At 67.3% G+C, this 16,924-nt stretch carries 13 protein-coding genes; 3 read left to right on the top strand and 10 right to left on the bottom strand.

Features of this window, described 5'->3' with window-relative positions:
* Positions 1-133: 133 nt before the first annotated feature.
* The 5 genes from ACFOMP_RS19510 to ACFOMP_RS19490 are packed head-to-tail and all read right to left on the bottom strand — an operon-like array spanning position 134 to position 7,119.
* The gene (locus tag ACFOMP_RS19510; RefSeq protein WP_379033665.1) at positions 134-2,785 is read right to left on the bottom strand and encodes a phosphoenolpyruvate carboxylase; all 2,652 of its coding nucleotides are present in this window, start codon (positions 2,783-2,785) and stop codon (positions 134-136) included.
* Position 2,786: 1 nt separating this feature from the next.
* A complete protein-coding gene (locus ACFOMP_RS19505) occupies positions 2,787-3,758 on the bottom strand; it encodes a 2-hydroxyacid dehydrogenase (protein ID WP_379033662.1) in 972 nt (323 codons plus the stop codon).
* A gap of 10 nt (positions 3,759-3,768) precedes the next feature.
* Positions 3,769-4,650, bottom strand: a complete 882-nt coding sequence (sucD, locus tag ACFOMP_RS19500; protein ID WP_289893996.1) for a succinate--CoA ligase subunit alpha — start codon at positions 4,648-4,650, stop codon at positions 3,769-3,771.
* Positions 4,650-5,846 carry a malate--CoA ligase subunit beta gene (locus ACFOMP_RS19495; protein ID WP_379033658.1) on the bottom strand — a complete coding sequence of 399 codons (1,197 nt, stop codon included), beginning with the start codon at positions 5,844-5,846 and terminating at the stop codon, positions 4,650-4,652. The genes sucD and ACFOMP_RS19495 overlap by 1 nt, the downstream gene beginning before the upstream one ends.
* 25 nt (positions 5,847-5,871) lie before the next feature.
* Positions 5,872-7,119, bottom strand: coding sequence for an aminotransferase (locus ACFOMP_RS19490; protein WP_379033655.1), 1,248 nt, complete (start codon positions 7,117-7,119; stop codon positions 5,872-5,874).
* A 187-nt stretch (positions 7,120-7,306) separates the two neighbouring features.
* Here ACFOMP_RS19490 and ACFOMP_RS19485 point away from each other — a divergent pair, with 187 nt between their 5' ends.
* The 3 genes from ACFOMP_RS19485 to ACFOMP_RS19475 all read left to right on the top strand — a co-directional run bounded on the left by ACFOMP_RS19485 (position 7,307) and on the right by ACFOMP_RS19475 (position 10,290).
* Positions 7,307-7,948 (top strand): response regulator transcription factor, encoded by a 642-nt coding sequence (locus tag ACFOMP_RS19485; RefSeq protein ID WP_379033652.1) that lies wholly within the window; start codon positions 7,307-7,309, stop codon positions 7,946-7,948.
* Between the two features lie 108 nt (positions 7,949-8,056).
* A complete protein-coding gene (locus tag ACFOMP_RS19480; protein WP_289893999.1) occupies positions 8,057-9,031 on the top strand; it encodes an HpcH/HpaI aldolase/citrate lyase family protein in 975 nt (324 codons plus the stop codon).
* A complete protein-coding gene (locus tag ACFOMP_RS19475) occupies positions 9,028-10,290 on the top strand; it encodes a glycerate kinase type-2 family protein (protein ID WP_379033649.1) in 1,263 nt (420 codons plus the stop codon). Before ACFOMP_RS19480 ends, ACFOMP_RS19475 begins: the two co-directional genes overlap by 4 nt.
* 93 nt (positions 10,291-10,383) lie before the next feature.
* On the opposite strand, the gene ACFOMP_RS19470 is transcribed toward ACFOMP_RS19475, so the two are convergent.
* From ACFOMP_RS19470 to ACFOMP_RS19450, 5 genes are all read right to left on the bottom strand, one after another.
* Complete coding sequence (locus tag ACFOMP_RS19470; protein ID WP_379033646.1) at positions 10,384-12,174, bottom strand: APC family permease; 1,791 nt, start codon at positions 12,172-12,174, stop codon at positions 10,384-10,386.
* A gap of 184 nt (positions 12,175-12,358) precedes the next feature.
* Complete coding sequence (locus ACFOMP_RS19465) at positions 12,359-13,405, bottom strand: heme-dependent oxidative N-demethylase family protein (protein WP_019352493.1); 1,047 nt, start codon at positions 13,403-13,405, stop codon at positions 12,359-12,361.
* A gap of 10 nt (positions 13,406-13,415) precedes the next feature.
* Positions 13,416-14,363 carry a PDR/VanB family oxidoreductase gene (locus ACFOMP_RS19460; RefSeq protein ID WP_289894002.1) on the bottom strand — a complete coding sequence of 316 codons (948 nt, stop codon included), beginning with the start codon at positions 14,361-14,363 and terminating at the stop codon, positions 13,416-13,418.
* Positions 14,360-14,974 (bottom strand): dimethylamine monooxygenase subunit DmmA family protein, encoded by a 615-nt coding sequence (locus ACFOMP_RS19455; protein WP_289894003.1) that lies wholly within the window; start codon positions 14,972-14,974, stop codon positions 14,360-14,362. The genes ACFOMP_RS19460 and ACFOMP_RS19455 overlap by 4 nt, the downstream gene beginning before the upstream one ends.
* Before the next feature lie 74 nt (positions 14,975-15,048).
* Positions 15,049-16,182, bottom strand: a complete 1,134-nt coding sequence (locus ACFOMP_RS19450) for an aminomethyltransferase family protein (protein WP_289894004.1) — start codon at positions 16,180-16,182, stop codon at positions 15,049-15,051.
* Positions 16,183-16,924 lie beyond the last annotated feature (742 nt).

The raw sequence follows: 16,924 nt of genomic DNA, 5'->3' as shown, positions 1-16,924 counted from the left end.
GATCTCGTCGCGCTGACGACCAAGCTCCTGCCGGATCGCCCCGAAAATGGCGGGGTCGCGGGTGGCGAGTTCATCGGCGAAAAAGCCCGCCCGGGATGGGTGTTCGTTCATATCCTCTCTCTCCTTATTGCAGCTATCCGGTCCAGCCCAGCGCGGTCGAGATGCTGTTCATGGCCTGCATCAGCGGTATGGAAATCCCCGGCCCCGGCCGGTGGCGATTGTCGTCGAGCAGCCTGACCTGCAGCCCGTGCACCCGCTCCAGATCGGCGCGGACGCGGCCGAACCGGCCGGCCATGTTGGGAAAACGCTCGCCGATGCCGGCCTGGCCGGTCAGGAACACCACCGCCGCGCAGCTGCGCTGATATTCCTGGCCGATGCGGCCGAAGATGTCCTGCCGCACTGCCGGATCCCGGACCAGCGCCGCATAGGTTTCGGCGATCCGCATATCCGCGTGGAACAACGATTTCTCGACCTCGTCCACGATCAGCCGGAAGATGCGCGAGTCGCGGAACATCCGCCGCAGCAGCGCGTCGCCCTCCTCGCGGTGGAAGCGTCGGAAGGTCTCGACGGCCGAGCCGAAGCCATACCAGCCGGTGATCAGGTGGCGGTTCTGCGACCAGGCGAAGACCCATGGGATCGCCCGCAGATCCTCGAGCCCGCCGGCGCCGAAGCGCCGGGTGGGCCGCGAGCCCATCTTCAGCAGCGCCAGTTCCTCGACCGGACTGGCCTGGCGGAAATAGTCGATGAAGCCGGGCCGGTGCAGCAGCGCGCGATAGGCGGTGCAGGACATGTCCGCCAGCGCTTCCAGCGTGTCGTTGAATTCGGGCCGCACCGGCTCGGGCGCGGTCTGCAGCGACTGCGCCATGACCGAGGAGACCAGCAGCTCCAGCTCATACTCGGCGGTGCTGCGATTGGCGAATTTCGACGACACGACCTCGCCCTGTTCGGTGGTGCGCAGCTGGCCGTTGATGGTGCCGCGCGGCAGGGCGGCGATGGCGCGTTCGGTGGGCGCGCCGCCGCGGCTGACCGAGCCGCCCCGGCCGTGGAAGAAGACCGGCACCAGCCCGTGCCGCGCCAGCACCGCCATGATGCTGCGCTGCGCCTTTTCCAGTTCCCAAGTGGAACACAGGAAGCCGCCGTCCTTGTTGCTGTCCGAATAGCCCAGCATGACCTCGACCCGGTTGTCCTCGGTCACCAGGCTGCGGCGGGCCAGCGGCACGCGCAGCAGCTCGTCCAGGATCCGCGGCGCGGCGCACAGGTCGTCGATGGTCTCGAACAGCGGCACCACGCGCAGGTCCAGCCGCTCGGCGCCGAAGCCGGCATGGCGGGCCAGCAGGAACACCGCCAGCAGGTCGTCGCAGGACCGGGTCATCGACAGGATGAAGGTGCCGATGGCCAGCGGATCGGCGCCGAACCGGGCGCGATGCAGCAGCGCCAGAAGGTCCAGCAGTTCCCGCGCCTCGTCGCCAAGCCCGTCACGGTCGAGCCGGGGCAGTTCCTCTTGCCCCAGTTCGCTGCGCAGCCGCTGCGACCAGGCGGCGCTGCCGAATTCCGGCACCGCGCCGGCCTGGGCCCAGATCTCGGTCAGAACCCGCGTGGTGACCGAGGAATTCTGCCGCACGTCCAGCGTCACGGTGCGGAAGCCGAAGACCTCGGCCTGCCAGCGCAGCGGCCGCACCAGCCGGTGCGCCAGCGTCTCGGCGCCGATCTCGGCCAGCGCCGTCTCGACCCGGCGCAGGTCGGCGATGAAATCGCGCAGATGCGGATAGGCCGGTCCCGGCCCGCCGGCCAGCGCGGCGATGCGGCGCTGCATGGCGCTGGCCGCCTGGCGGAACAGCTCGCCCGGATTGCGCTGCCGGTCGGCCGCGGGCAGGTCGGCCGCGTCGATCACCGCCGCCAGCCGCGCGCGGGTCTCGGGCCGCAGGCCGGCGATCTCGCTGCTGATGCTCAGGTGCCGGGCGGCCAGGGTCAGACCCTGCAGATAGCGGTCGAGGATGGCGTCGCGTCCCAACTCCAGCGCGGCGCGGGTGGTCTCGACGGTGACATGCGGATTGCCGTCGCGGTCGCCGCCGATCCAGGAATGGAAACGCAGCGGCGCGCCGGTTTCCTCGCCGGGACCGTAGCGGCCGGCGACGGCATCCTGGAATTGCCGCACCAGGTTCGGCACCGCGTCGAACAGGCTGTCACGGAAGAATTGCAGCCCCCATTCGATCTCGTTCAGGGGCGAAGGCCTTTGCCGGCGCAGCTCTCCGGTCAGCCAGAGCAGGTCGATCTCGCTTTCGATTTCGGCCATCAGCGCCGCCCGCTCCTGCGGGGTCCAGCGCTGGCTTTCCAGCCGGACCAGCGCGCGATAGATGCGGCGGTGGATCTCCAGCACGGTGACGCGCTTGGCCTCGGTCGGATGGGCGGTCACGGTAGGGCCGACGCGCAACTGGCGCAGGTTGCGCGCCAGGCTTTCGCGCGGCATGTCGGGGGCGGATTGCAGGGTCCGGGCCAGGCTGCCCTCGATCGCGGCGCGGCCCGAGCGGGACTCGACCGTGCGACGCAGCCGCATGGCGGCATGTTCGTCGATGATCCGCAACAGCTGGAACCAGATGTCGAGCCCCTGCAGATAGACGCTCATATCCGCTTCCTGCGGCTCGGCCGCCTCGCCGGTCAGCAGCGGCAGCACCTGCGGCGCGTGGCGCTGGATGATCCGGTGCCAAAGGCCGCGCAATTCGCCGCGCAGCCGGTCGGCCTGGCCCGCCGACGGCTCGGCGCTGATATCCGCCGCCCCCGCCCGCATCTCAGTTCACCCGATCGCGGGGCTCGCGGCCCGCAAAGAAGTCTTCGAGATTCTCGATGACGCGGAAGCCCATGGCCTCGCGCGCCTCGCGGGTGGCGCTGCCCAGATGCGGCAGCATCACCAGCCGGTCGCTGTTCTTGAGCTGCGGATTGATGTTCGGCTCTCCGTCGAAGACATCCAGGGCCGCGCCGCCGATCGAGTCGAACCACAGCGCATGGGATAGCGCCGCCTCGTCGATCACCTCGCCGCGGGCGGTGTTGATCAGGAAGGCGTCCGGCCGCATCAGGTCCAGCCGGCGCGCGTCGATCAGGTGGCGGTTCGCCCCGCCGCCCGGGCAATGCAACGAGATGAAGTCGCAAAGCGGCATCAGCTCGTCCAGGCTGTCCACCTGCGCGGCGTTGCACTGGGCCAGCACCTCGGGCGCGACCGGGCTGCGGTTGTAGACCAGGATGGTCATGCCGAAGCCGTGATGGGCGCGCCGGGCCATTTCCTGGCCGATGCGGCCATAGCCGACGATGCCCAGCGTCTTGCCCGAGACCTTGGTGCCAACCAGATGCGTCGGCCGCCAGCCGGTCCATAGCCCGGCGCGCAGCTCGCGCTCGCCCTCGCCGGCGCGGCGGGCAACCATCAAGAGCAGCGTCATCGCCAGGTCGGCGGTGCATTCGCTCAGCACGTCCGGGGTGTTGGTCACCACGATGCCATGCTCGTTCACGCGGTTCAGGTCGATATGGCTGTAGCCCACCCCGTAATTGGCCAGGATGCGGGTGTGGGGCCTGTCCAGCTCCAGCGCCGGGGCGCCGATCTTGTCGGTCACCGTCGGCAGGATCGCGTCATACTCCTGCATGGCCGCCCGAAAATCCTCGGGCGCCAGGGGTTTGTCCGCAAGGTTCAGCTGCACGTCGAAGATTTCGGACAGCCGCGCCTCGACCGCTGCAGGCCAGCGGCGGGTGACAAGAACTCGGGGTTTCGCCATCACCGCCCCCTTACTGCATGACGCTGGCGATGGTCTCGCCGATCACGGCCGGGTTCTCGGCCATGGTGACGCCCGCCGCCGCCAGGATCTCGACCTTCTCGCTGGCGCTTTCGCCGAAGGCCGAGATGATCGCGCCGGCATGGCCCATGGTGCGGCCCTTGGGCGCGGTCAGGCCGGCGACATAGGCGACCACCGGCTTGCTGACATGGTTGCGGATGTATTCCGCCGCCTCGGCCTCCTGCGGGCCGCCGATCTCGCCGATCATGCAGATCACATGGGTCTCGTCGTCCTGCTCGAAATGCTCGAGCACGTCGCGGAAGGACGAGCCGTTGATCGGGTCGCCGCCGATGCCGACCGAGGTCGAGACGCCCAGCCCGCGTTCTTTCAATTGCGCCGCCGCCTCGTAGCCCAGCGTGCCCGAGCGGCCGATGATGCCGACATTGCCCGGCAGGTAGATATGGCCCGGCATGATGCCCAGCATGGCCTTGCCGGGGCTGATGGTGCCGGCGCAGTTCGGCCCGGTCAGGATCATCCGGCGTTCCTTGGGATAGCGGTACATGTAGCGCTTGACGCGGATCATGTCCTGGGCCGGGATGCCGTCGGTGATGCAGACGCAGTAGCGGATGCCGGCGTCCGCCGCCTCCATGATGCTGTCGGCCGCGGCGGGCGGCGGCACGAAGACCAGCGTGGCCTCGGCCCCGGTCTCGGCCACCGCCTCCTTGACGGTGTTGAAGACCGGCACGCCCTCGCAGGTCTCGCCGCCCTTGCCGGGCACGACGCCGCCCACGACATTGGTGCCGTAGTCGATCATCTCGCGGGCGTGGAAACGGGCCATCTTGCCGGTGATGCCCTGAACGATGACGCGGGTTTCGCGATCCAGAAAAATGCTCATCAGACGGCCCTCAGGTTGGGATTGCGCTGGGTATCGGCGCGCCATGCGGCGACGGCGCGCTCGGCGGCTTCCATCAGGGTGGTGGCGCGGATCAGCGGCAGGCCGCTTTGCGCCAGGATCTTCTGGCCTTCCTCGACATTGGTGCCGGCCAGCCGGACCACGACGGGCACCGGCACCGGGTTCTCGCGCAGGGCGCGGACCACGCCCTCGGCCACCCAGTCGCAGCGGTTGATGCCGGCGAAGATGTTGACCAGGATGGCCTGGACGTTCTTGTCCGACATCACCAGGTTGAAGGCCCGTGCCACCCGCTCGGGCGTGGCGCCACCGCCGATGTCAAGGAAGTTCGCGGGTTCGCCCCCGGCCAGCTTGATGGTGTCCATCGTCGCCATGGCCAGGCCGGCACCGTTGACGATGCAGCCGATATTGCCGTCCAGCCCGACATAGGACAGGCCGTGGTCGGCGGCGCGGGATTCGCGCGGGTCTTCCTGCGACTTGTCGCGCAGTTCGAGGATCTGCGAGTGGCGGAACAGCGCGTTGTTGTCGAAGGTCATCTTGGCGTCCAGCGCCAGGATGCGGTCGTCGCTGGTGATGACCAGCGGATTGACCTCGACCATGGTGGCGTCAAGCTCGCGGAAGGCGCGGTAGCAGCCGCGCAGGGTGCGCACCATCTGCTGGACCATGCCCGGCTTGATGCCCAGCGCGAAAGCGATCTCGCGGCACTGGAACTCCTGCAGGCCCACGGCCGGCTCGACGGTGGCGCGCACGATGCTGTCGGGACGCTGGGCCGAGATCTCCTCGATCTCCATGCCGCCCTCGCCGCTGGCGACGATCATCACCCGCTGGGTGGCGCGGTCCAGAACGAAGCCCAGATAGATCTCGCGGGCGATGGGCACCGCCGCCTCGACATAGACGCGGTAGATACCCTTGCCCTCGGGCCCGGTCTGATGCGTGACCAGCTTCTGGCCGAACATGGCCTCGGTCGCCGCCTGGATCTCAAGATCGCTGTCGCAGACCTTGACGCCCCCGGCCTTGCCGCGGCCGCCGGCATGGACCTGGGCCTTGACGACCCAGCGGTCGCCGCCCATCTCGCGGGCCCGATAGGCCGCCTGTTCGGGGCTGTAGGCCAGTGCGCCCTGCGGGATGCCGACCCCAAAGCGGTTGAGTATTTCCTTGGCCTGATATTCGTGAATGTCCATTTTTCGCCTCCTCCCTCGGGCGCCGTTATTCGGCCGCGACCGTCGTCTGGTAATGATCCTCGAGCCGTTCGCTGACGGCAGCCGTGTCGATATTCGCGCCCATCTCGTTCATCGCCGCAGCAAAGCGGGTGACGATGTCGGTGATCGCCTTCTGGTTCAGCAGGTTCAGGATGCCGATGCGGACCTGCACCGGTTCGGACAGCGTCGGCCAGATGCCGAAGCCTTTGGCGCGGCAGTTCTGCACCAGCTCCATCTCGCGGCCCTTCAGGGTCTCGGGCAGGTTCAGCACCACCAGCGAGGTCATGTCCGAGGTCACCTTGCAGCCCATCGCCGTCACCGCATCGCGCAGCGCCGCCTCGTGGAAGACATAGTCCTTGGCCCGACCGGCCACCGTCTGCTGCAGCAGGATGCGCAGCGCCTCGTGGAAGGCGGCGACGGCATAGGCGCTGTGGGTGCGGTGATAGGCGCCCTTCTCGACGTCCTTGCCGTCGATGACGCCCCAGTGCCGCGCCTCGAGAACCGGGTTATGCACGAAGGTCCGGCAGCCGGTCCGGCGCAGTTCGGCGATATAGCGGTCGCTGAAGCTGACCGGCGCATAGGTCAGCGGCAGGCAGCAGATGCCCTTTTGCGGGCAGGACGCCCAGCCATGCACGCCGGGATAGTCGTCGATGCGGAAATCGCCGACGCCCAGCGACGAGACCGCGTCCACCAGCCCCATGGCGCCATGCCGTTCGCAGGCATCCGAGAAGCCGCGCATGTCGTTGATGCGGCCCGAACCGGTTTCCCAATGCGCCATCGCGGCCCATTTCGGCTTGTGCTCGGCCAGCGCCGCCTCAACGATCTCGCCGGTGACGGACTGGCCATGCGGCACGGTCACGATCTTGACCGAGGCCGGCTGCGGGTCCATCGGGTTGGCGGCCAGCTCCTCGGCGGTGGCGGCCTTCATGCGCAGCGTCAGCCCGTCGATGCCCGAGAAGGTGCCGTTGACGAAAACCACCACCTTGTCGCCGGGCAGCACGGCGCTGAACAGGCAGTCGAGCCCGCTCCAGCCGGTGCCGGCGACGCCGAAGGTGTGGATGTTCGCGGTCCCCATGACCTGGCGCAGCATCTGCTTGCACTCGATCATGCCGCGCAGCACGTCGGCCTGCATGTGGTCCGCGACCCCGGCGCTGGCAAAGCGCTGCAGCACCCGCAGATCGGTGTTGCCCGGCCCTGGTCCGGCCGCGAGTGTGTTGGGAATTTCAAGCTGCGGGAAGATCGCCACTTCGGACATGGTGTTTCCTTCAGATCAAGTTTCTTTAACCGAAAGAAAGCTCCTCTCGACAATTGCCGCAACGTAAGATTAACCTGCCTTCAGGTATCCATTTGGGTGGGGCTGTCCCCGCCCAAAGGAATGGGAAGAACAGGATGTCACTAAATTCACAAGGTTTTTCAGCCTGGCAACGCCGGTGGGACTGCTGATGCGCACCGTCAGCAGCGTCGAAAAGGCCGTCACGATCATTCTGGGCGACAGCAATCCGCTGGTTCTGTCGGCCATGTCCGAGGTTTTCCAGCGCGACACGCGCTTCTCGCTTCTGGCGACCTCGGCCACGGCCGAAGGGTTTCTGACCACGGTTCTGCGGATTCCCGCCCAGGTTGGAATCATCGACTGGGCCCTGCCGGAGATGGGCGGCGCCAAGCTGCTGGAACAGCTGCGCGAGCAACAGGGGGCGCCGCGCATCGTCGTCTATGGCGACCAGGCCGGCGAGGCGCATCTGGGCGCGCTGGGGGCGGGCGCCGCCGGATTCGTCGCCCGCAGCGACCCGGCCGGCACGCTGCTGGAGACCTGTCTGGCCGTGGCCGCCGGCAAGATGGTGTTTCCCTATCTGGACGTGCGGGCGCTGCAGGGAAATCCGCTGCAAACGCTTTCTCCGCGCGAAATGGACATGCTCGAGGCGCTGTCGCGGGGGCTGACCAATCGGGAATTGTCGCGCGAGTTGGGCATCTCGGGGAACACGGTCAAATTCCACCTGTCGAACCTTTACGACAAGCTTTCGGTGCGCAGCCGCGCGCAGGCCATCGCCTTTTACTATTCTAACCGTCAGAGTGGCGGAAAAGCATGATCTGCGACTTCTGTCGGAGGCAAAGTGAAATTTTATTTCTTGACTGGAAAATATCAATCTGCCTTCTCTTGTCGCATTCCCCCCAACATGTCGCAGGAGCATCCCGCAATGAGCTTTCATCCCATCGAACAAGCCCCCGCACGCCTGAATCGCAGCGAGCTTGCCGTGCCCGGCAGCCAGCCGCAAATGTTTCAAAAGGCGGCGGATTCCGACGTCGACGTGATCTTCCTCGACCTCGAGGACGCGGTCGCGCCGGACGAGAAACCGCAGGCCCGCAAGAACATCATCAAGGCCCTGAACGAGATCGACTGGGGCAAGAAGACCATGTCGATCCGAATCAACGGGCTCGACACGCATTACATGTATCGCGACGTGGTGGACGTGGTCGAACAGGCCGGCGAGCGGCTGGACCTGATCATGATCCCCAAGGTCGGCACCGCCGCCGATGTCTATGCCGTGGACATGCTGGTCACCCAGATCGAGGACGCCAAGGGGCTGAAGAAGCGCATCGGCTTTGAGCACATCATCGAGACGGCGCTGGGGATGCAGAACATCAACGAGATCGCCGCCGCCTCGAAGCGCAATGAAAGCCTGCATTTCGGCGTCGCCGACTATGCCGCCTCGACCCGGGCGCGCACGACGGTGATCGGCGGCGTGAACGAGCATTACTCGGTGCTGACCGACAAGCTGGACGACGGCTCGCGTCAGATCCATTGGGGCGACATGTGGCATTATGCGCTGTCGCGCATGGTGGTCGCGGCGCGCGCCAACGGCTTGCGCCCGATCGACGGCCCCTTCGGCGATTTCTCGGACCCCGAGGGCTACAAGGCCGCCGCCTATCGCGCCGCGGTGCTGGGCTGCGAGGGGAAATGGGCCATCCATCCCAGCCAGATCGCGCTGGCCAACGAGGTGATGAGCCCCTCGGCCGCCGAGGTCGAGCGGGCGCAGAAGATCCTCGACGCCATGGCCAAGGCCGAGGCCGAAGGCAAGGGCGCGGTGTCGCTGGACGGCCGGCTGATCGACTATGCCTCGATCCGGCAGGCCGAGGTGCTGGTCCAGAAAGCCCGCCAGATCGCGGCATGACGGAAAGGATTGCCGAGATGCGGGCCCTGGCGCGAAAGCTCTATGACGCGGCCGTGCGCGCGGCCGACCCTGCCCTGGCCGTGCGCCGGCATTTCCAAAGCCATCCCCCTGCCGCGCCCGCGGCGGGGGGACAGACCATCCTGATCGCCATCGGCAAGGCCGCACCCGCCATGCTGGCCGAGGCCATGGTCCATGTCCCCGGCCCGGTGACGGCGCTGGCGGTGACGCATTACGGCAATGGCCGCGAGATTCCCGGCGCCCGCGTGCTGACCGCCAGCCACCCCGAGCCCGACGAGGCCGGGCTGCAGGCCGGCCGGGACATCATCGCGCTTCTGGACCGGGCCGGACCGCAGGACCGGGTGATCGCACTGATTTCGGGCGGCGGCTCGGCGCTGGTTCCGGCGCCGCTGCCGCCGCTGACCCTGGCCGACAAGCAGCAGGTGAACCGGCTGCTGCTGGCCAGCGGGCTGGAGATCGGGCAGGTGAACCTGATCCGCCAGCAGCTTTCCGACCTGAAGGGCGGCGGCTTTCTGCGCCATGCCGCCCCTGCCCCGGTGACGGCGCTGATCCTCTCTGACGTCATCGGCAACGACCTGGGCGCCATCGCCAGCGGCCCGACGGTGGCACCGCTCGGCACCCGCCGCGAGGCGCTGGAGCTGCTGGCCGGGCGGAATCTGCTCGAGAAATTGCCCGCCAAGGTGCGAGAACTGCTGGAAAGCGATGCGGCCCCCGCCGCCTTGCCCAAGGCCGAAAACCACCTGATCGGCAGCAACGAGATCTCGCTTGACGCGATGCGCGCCGCGGTGCCCGAGGGCTGGACGGCCCGCATCGTCAGCGACCGGCTGACCGGCGACGTGGCCGAGGCCGCCGCCTACATCGCCGAGACGGCGGGCGCACGCCGCCCGGACCGGCCAGAGGCGCTGATCTTCGGCGGCGAGACCACGGTGGCGCTGCGCGGCACCGGCAAGGGCGGTCGCAACCAGGAGCTGGCGCTGCGCATCGCCCTGATGGGCCGGGGCTGGCCGGGATATTGGGCCTTCCTCAGCGGCGGCACCGACGGGCGCGACGGGCCGACCGACGCGGCGGGCGGCATCGTCGACGGCAGCACCGCCGAGCGCATCCGCGCCGCCGGCCGCGACGGCGCGGCGCTGCTGGCCAACAATGACAGCCACGCGGCGCTGCAGGCGGCGGGCGACCTGCTGCTGACCGGCGCGACCGGCACCAATGTCGCCGATGTCCAGGTGCTGCTGCTGTCCTGACCGACCCGCCCGCCCCATCGCAAACGGACCATCGCAAACGGAAATGAAAACGGCCGCCCCTTGGGGCGGCCGCAGCATTTGCGCGACGGGGCCTTAGCCCGGCAGTTGGAAGACCCGGTTGGCGACCACCACCACGGCCACACCCGCCGCCAGCGCCAGATAGGGCAGGATGCCGGCCCGCCGGGGCCCGAAGCTGGTCGCGTCGTGGTCCAGCCCCAGATCCTGCATCGCCTCGGCCGGGAAGCGGCCCTTGTCGGTGACATAATGGCGCCACAGGAAGATCGGCACGACGAGCGCCGCGAAGATCGCCCCCGAAAGCAAAGCGTTGGAATAGCCCCAGACCTTGGCGCCGGCGCCGAGGAACAGCGCATTGGCGAAGGCCAGCAGCGTGTTCAGCCCGATCAGCCAGGTCGGCGCGCGCCAGGGCCGCTCGACATGCGGCGAGTCGATGCGGTGGATCCAGCCGGCATTCAGGTTCAGGAAGTTGAAGGTCAGGTAGCCCACGTTCGAGATGGCCAGGACGTAGAAATAGCCGTTGGCATCCGAGGCCAGCGCCAGCAGGAACAGGTTGATGACGAAATTCGTCCAGATCGCGTTGACCGGGGCGCCCTGCTCGTTCACATGGCCCAGGAATTTCGGCAGCAGGCCGTCGCGCGAGCCCTGGTAGAGCGTGCGCGCCGAACCGGCGCAGGCGGTCATGATCGCCATGAACAGCGCCAGCAGCATCAGCACGGTGAAGAATTGCGCCACCACCGGCCCGGCGCCGATCATGCCGCCAAGCGCCTGGGCGATGCCGGTGCCGTCGACGATGCCGGGCGCCAGCATGCCCTCAATGCCCAGAACGCCCTGGAAGGCGAAGGGGATCAGGCAGAAGAACGCCATGCAGAGCAGGCCCGAGAAGAAGATGGCGCGGAAGGTGTCGCGCTTGGGGTTCTTCAGTTCGCGGGTGTAGCAGACCGCCGTCTCGAAGGCATAGGTCGACCAGGCGGCGATGTAGAGCCCGCCCAGCACCAGCGTCCAGCCGCCCAGGTTCCAGCTGCCCGGCTCGGCCGAATAGGCGGTGGTCGGCGGCACGATGTTCGAGACATTGCCATAGTCGATCGCGCCGGTGAAGATCGGCACCAGCCCGACCAGGATCAGCGGCACCAGCACGATGATCGCCATCCATTTCTGCGCCGTCGCCGTCGAGGAGACGCCGCGATACTGGATCGCGATCAGGATCAGCATCAGCACCGCGCCGATGACGAAGGTGGTGTTGAAGTAAAGCGTGAACAGGCCGGGGATTTCCAGATTGAAAGCCGTCCAGCTGCGGATCGCCGGGGTCAGAGCCGACACCGCGTCGCCGGTCAGCAGGGCCTGGATCGCCTGGGCGCTGCCAAGGCCGGGATTGGCCGCGAGGTATTCCGCCACCCGCGGACTGTCGGCGGTGATCGAGTTGGCATGGGCGGCGATCCAGTCCAGCACCGGCTGCGAGCCGGCCAGCGGCACCGGGAACAGCGCGTTCAGGATGTAGCCGGCCGCGATGGCGCAGCCCAGGGACAGCACCGGCGACCAGGCGAACCAGTTGCACCAGATCGACAGCGGCGCCACCGGCTTGGCATAGCGCAGCCAGGCCATGGCGCCATAGACCGAGGCGCCGCCGGATTTGTTGCCGAACATGCCCGCCATCTCGGCATAGGTGAAGGACTGCGCAAAGCCCATCATCATCGAGACGATCCAGACGACGAAGGCGACCTTGCCGGTGGTCCCGGCGATGCCGCCCAGCGAGAACAGCACCAGCGGCGGCACGCCGGCGGCGATCCAGAACGCCCCCGTCCAGCTGAGCGAACGGACCATATGGCCGGTCTCTTGCGGCGTTTCCGCCGTTGTGGTCGTATATGTCATTGCAAAACTCCCCTGCCGGCTTTTCTGTCGGGCCGCCCCCGCCGGCGGGACCGCGGCCCGTGATCCGGGATGCCCGCCATCCGGGGAACGGCGGCATCACGATGCCCTTCCGGCAGCCGCATGGCGCCGGTTGTTCTTCAGCCCCACCCGGGGTTGGTTGTCCTGCGATGGCCGTCCGCCGGCCTCAGTCGTCGGCGAAGATCCCCGGCGATGTCGGCTTTCCGTCGTCGAACTGGGCCAGATAGTCGGTGATGATCTGGCGGTTGACTGTGAAGCCCTTGTATTCTGCCAGCTCGTCGGGCAGGTCGCGGATCACCCGGTGCAGGCGGCGCCCCCATTTCGGCACCGTCACCAGGTCTTGCAGCGCGATCATGTAGCAGCGGATCGGGAAGGCCAGCGCGTTCGAGCGCGGCAGCCGCCAGAAACTTTGCAGCTCGACCCGCAGATATTGCTTGGCGCCGACATTCTCGGGGGTGATGGTGCGTTTCTCGGGCCCCCAGAGGTGATAGTTCTCGGGGCTGGTATCCAGCCGCGGGTTCACCGTCATGGTCCAGTTCAGCCGCCGCGAGGGCGAACCCTGCGGGATTGCCAGCAGGAATTTCAGCGCCCGCTGGAAGATGCCCATCTCGGCGGCCTTCGGCACCGGCGCATGCCATTCGAAGAAGTTCATGCCGATGTCGAAATCCAGCGACCAGTCGGCCTGGCTGGTCACCATGCCGGCATCCATCCACAGGTTGTTCTCGCGCTGGTCCAGCACCGCGAAATCGCCCTGGGCCTGCCGGGTGATGTATTCCATCGGCCCGCAGGGCAGCGTCGTCGAGTCAAGGAAGGTGAAGCGCTGCTCGATCCCCAGCGGCCGGTTGACCCAGTGCCAGCGGTCGCCGTCGCGATGCAGCTGGAACAGCTCGGGGTAATCCTCGGCCTTGCACTGCATGATCAGTTCCAGCAGATCCCAGCCGGCCAGTTCCATATGCGGCAGGGATTGGCAACGCAGCGGATCGCCGGCCAGGGTGATGGCGCGGTCGCGCATCTCGGCCACGTAATGTTCGTCCACGTCGAAGCGCTTCTCGAAGACGCTGCCGGCGCGCCCCCCCGTGCCATGCGGCTCCATGTTGACGGAGTACATGTAATCGTCCTTGTCGAACGGGAACGGGAAGCGCCGGATGGCTTCGGCGGAATTGTGATAGCTGTAATCGTCGCGGAAGGTCTCGTCGTTGAACCGGATGGTCATGGCCAGGCTCCTATCGGTCGATGATCAGCGACTCGCCACGGAAGCGCGAGACGCAGGGCATGATGCGGGTCTGTTCGGACTGCTCGTCCTCGGACAGCCAATGGTCGTGATGCTCGATCCGGCCGTGGCACGAGACCACGCGCGTCTCGCAGCGCCCGCAGGCGCCGCCGCGGCAGGACCAGTCGATCTCGACCTCGGCCGCCTCCAGCGCCTCGAGCAGGCTCTGATGCGCCCCGACCTCGATGGTCCGGCCCGAACGGGCCAGAACCACCTCGAAGGGCCGGCCCGGCGGCGGCGCCTGGAAAACCTCGGAATGCAGCGCGGTTTTCGGCCAGCCCAGCCGGGCGCCGGTTTGCGCGACCGCATTGATCAGGCCTTCGGGGCCGCAGGTATAGACATGGGTGCCCAGCGGTTGCGCCGACAGGAAGGCCCCCAGATCCATGCGGTTGCTCTCATCCGAGATATGGAAATGGATATGCGGCACATCCGGCAGCAGGTCCAGCCCGGCCGCTTCGTCGCGCGAGCGGGCACCGTAATGCAACTCGAAAGGCAACTGCATGCGCAGAAGCTGTCGGATCTGGGCGATGAAAGGCGTGATGCCGATGCCGCCGGCGATCAGCACATGCTTCTTCGCCCGCAGGTCCAGCGCGAACAGGTTCAGCGGCAGCGAGACGCGCAGCAGGTCGCCGGGCCGCACCTGGCCATGCATGAAGCGCGACCCGCCGCGTCCGCCATCCTCGCGCCGCACCGCGATCTCGTAGCCCGAGCCGTCCTGCGGGTCCGAAATCAGCGAATAGGCATTGCGGCGCAGCACGTCGCCGTCCGGCATCTCGACCACGACATGCGCGCCGCCGGAAAACAGCGGCAGCAATTCGCCCTGCGGATGTTGGAAACGGAAGCGCTTGACCAGCGGCGTCAGCAATTCGGCCTCTGTCACGCGCAGCATCAGGGACGTCATGGCTTGATCTCCTGCGGCTCGGGCACGATGCCCGGGGTCTCGGCATCGATGCAGACCCCCTGGAAGGCGCCGATGCGGCGTGAGTAATGGTCGCGCACGAACAGGTTCAGCCCGCAATGCGCGCAGGTGAACGGGTCGGTGGTGACGTTTTCGGTGATGCCCTTGCAATGCACGCATTGCATCCGCCGGGCGATGCCGCCGTGATGTTCGGCGTCGATGGCCTCGAGCGGCAGGCCGGCGGCCAGCGCATCGGCCATGGCCTGACCGATCAGCCCCTCGCTGCCGGCCAGGTAAAGCCGGATGCCCATATGCGCGTCGGCCAAAGCCCGCGCGAAGCGCGGCCGCAGCGCCGCCCAGCTCGGCCCCTCGACATAGCTGGCCGGGCCCAGCCCCCGCAGCCGCGCCGCGAGCTCGGGGCCGGCCGGGGCGCCGGAGGAGATGTAGAACAGCTGGGCATGGCGCATGACCGAGGAGTCGGCCTTGGCCAGCTCGGCCAGCGCCTCGCCGCCCGCGCCCTCGGCCAGCATCAGCGCGGGCAGCGCCCCGTGCGGTCGCAATCCGCCATAGACCGGGCGGCTGGGGATTGAAGGTGAAAATTCCGTGGCTCGCATTGGCTGCGTTCTCCCTGTCGCGAAGGGGACGAGGCGGCCTTGGGCGTCCTGGCGCCGCCTCGTCCCCGGTCGGCTCAGCCCTTGGCGGTGCGACGCTTCTTCTCGGGATCGTGGAAGGGCATCGGCTGGGCGGTGGCGGCAATGTCGCCGCCCGGGTTGCGGATGGTCAGCGGCGTGCCGGGCACCGCGCAATCGACCGGCATCCGGGCGATGCCGATATTGTGCTTGTTCAGCGGGCTGTAGAAGCCGACGGTGACCACGCCCACTTCCTTGCCGTCCTTGATGATCGGCGCGCCCTCGGCCGCGGCCTCGGTGCCCTCCAGCTTGACGCCGTAGATCTTGAAGCGCTCCTTGCCGCGCAGCCGGTAATGCTCCTCGGCGCCGCGGAAGCCGGTCTTGCCGGGCGATACGGTGAAGTCCAGCCCCAGCTCCCACAGCGTGTCGCCGCAGGGCTCGTTCTCGAACGGGTACTTCTCGGAGTTGTCATAGGGGAAGAACAGCAGGTAGCTTTCCGCCCGCAGCAGGTCCAGCGTGGTGAAGCGGGTCGGGATGATGCCCATCGCCGCGCCCTCGGCCACGATCGTGTCCCAGATCTCGGGCGCGTCCTGACGGCGGCAGAAGATCTCGTAGCCGCGCTCGCCGGTATAGCCGGTGCGCGAGATGGTCACCGGCTTGCCGAACAGCGTCGTGTGGATATGGCTGAAATAGGCCAGGTCGCGGATGCCCGCCACGTGCTTTTCCAGGTAATCCACCGCCAGCGGCCCCTGCAGCGAGATGTCGTGCAGGTCGTCGTCGAACATCACGCTGACATTGCGGCCGGTCGCCGCCATGGTCAGCTGCTCGTGCCCCTGGCCCGAGCCGTGCACCACCATGAAGCTGTGCGGACCCATGCGGTAGATCACGCAGTCGTCGACGAACTTGCCGCCGTCGTTCAGCATGCTGGCATAGGCCGAGCGGCCGGGCTTGATCTTCTCGACCGAGCGGGTCGTGGCGCGGTCGATGACATGGCTGGCATGCGGGCCGATCACATGCACCTTCTTCAGCCCCGAGACGTCCATCACCCCGGCCTTGGTGCGGATCGCCATGTATTCCTCGAGCTGGTCCTTGTCATAGGTCCATGCCGTTCCCATCCCGCTCCAATCCTCAAGCCCCGAGCCCAGGGCCCGGTGCCGGTCTGCCAGAGCAGAAAATCGCCAACTCGCCGTCATCTCAATTCCTCCTATTCGGTATCCGTTCCACGATCCGCAACCGGACCAGGGCTTCCATGGCAACGAAGGGCGGGGGCAAGCGGCCCGATCAGGTCATGGGCGGCAGACAGGGCGCCGGGCCGGCGGCATGTCTGGCAAGGTCGGAACGAACAGGATCGAAGCCTGCCCCTCCTTCGGGTCCGAGCCCCGCGCGGGGCGGCGACCCATGAACCGCCTGTTGTTGATCGGACCGGTTTTTGCATCCGCTCGCTTGTTGAAACCATTCAACACATATCTCGCCTAAAAAGCAATTATTTTTCTTAACAGGAATGTTTTGCACATCTTTCTGCCTATACCCCGGCCAGGAGCCGGGTTTTTGGCAGAAAAACCCGGAAGAATGGCCCGTGGGAAGGCCGAACGGAGCGCCGCGGCCAGCGCCCAAACTGGCCGCAGTTCCGCGCCGTGGCAGGGGCGGGAATCAGCGAAACGCAAGGCCGGCGAATCATTTGCTCGATATCCGTCCGGCCACCGACCGGGTCGTCGCCGCACCGCCGATTCTGCAACCGTCCGCGAAAATATCATGCCGGCGCAGCGACTTGCGAAGTCGACGCGCCGGCATGACTGGCTTGGCACGGCGCGCGTCGGGCGCACCATGCAGGAAAAAAGCGGTGTAGAGGCGGTCAGCCCATGCGCTCGCTGGAATAGCTTCCGGGCGATGCGGGGAAGACGACGGTCTTGTTGCCGTTCAGGAACACCCGGCGGT

It is taken from the genome of Paracoccus simplex (genome assembly GCF_042648325.1).
In the GTDB taxonomy this organism is placed as follows: Bacteria; Pseudomonadota; Alphaproteobacteria; order Rhodobacterales; family Rhodobacteraceae; genus Paracoccus; species Paracoccus simplex.
Note: the sequence above shows the minus strand (reverse complement) of the source record. Positions and strands in the feature narration are given on the sequence as shown.

Bases quoted from the DNA above. Each gene is read 5' to 3' on its own strand.
- ACFOMP_RS19510 (WP_379033665.1), bottom strand. From the start codon at position 2,785: ATGCGGGCGGGGGCGGCGGATATCAGCGCCGAGCCGTCGGCGGGCCAG.
- ACFOMP_RS19505 (WP_379033662.1), bottom strand. From the start codon at position 3,758: ATGGCGAAACCCCGAGTTCTTGTCACCCGCCGCTGGCCTGCAGCGGTC.
- sucD (WP_289893996.1), bottom strand. From the start codon at position 4,650: ATGAGCATTTTTCTGGATCGCGAAACCCGCGTCATCGTTCAGGGCATC.
- ACFOMP_RS19495 (WP_379033658.1), bottom strand. From the start codon at position 5,846: ATGGACATTCACGAATATCAGGCCAAGGAAATACTCAACCGCTTTGGG.
- ACFOMP_RS19490 (WP_379033655.1), bottom strand. From the start codon at position 7,119: ATGTCCGAAGTGGCGATCTTCCCGCAGCTTGAAATTCCCAACACACTC.
- ACFOMP_RS19485 (WP_379033652.1), top strand. From the start codon at position 7,307: ATGCGCACCGTCAGCAGCGTCGAAAAGGCCGTCACGATCATTCTGGGC.
- ACFOMP_RS19480 (WP_289893999.1), top strand. From the start codon at position 8,057: ATGAGCTTTCATCCCATCGAACAAGCCCCCGCACGCCTGAATCGCAGC.
- ACFOMP_RS19475 (WP_379033649.1), top strand. From the start codon at position 9,028: ATGACGGAAAGGATTGCCGAGATGCGGGCCCTGGCGCGAAAGCTCTAT.
- ACFOMP_RS19470 (WP_379033646.1), bottom strand. From the start codon at position 12,174: ATGACATATACGACCACAACGGCGGAAACGCCGCAAGAGACCGGCCAT.
- ACFOMP_RS19465 (WP_019352493.1), bottom strand. From the start codon at position 13,405: ATGACCATCCGGTTCAACGACGAGACCTTCCGCGACGATTACAGCTAT.
- ACFOMP_RS19460 (WP_289894002.1), bottom strand. From the start codon at position 14,363: ATGACGTCCCTGATGCTGCGCGTGACAGAGGCCGAATTGCTGACGCCG.
- ACFOMP_RS19455 (WP_289894003.1), bottom strand. From the start codon at position 14,974: ATGCGAGCCACGGAATTTTCACCTTCAATCCCCAGCCGCCCGGTCTAT.
- ACFOMP_RS19450 (WP_289894004.1), bottom strand. From the start codon at position 16,182: ATGACGGCGAGTTGGCGATTTTCTGCTCTGGCAGACCGGCACCGGGCC.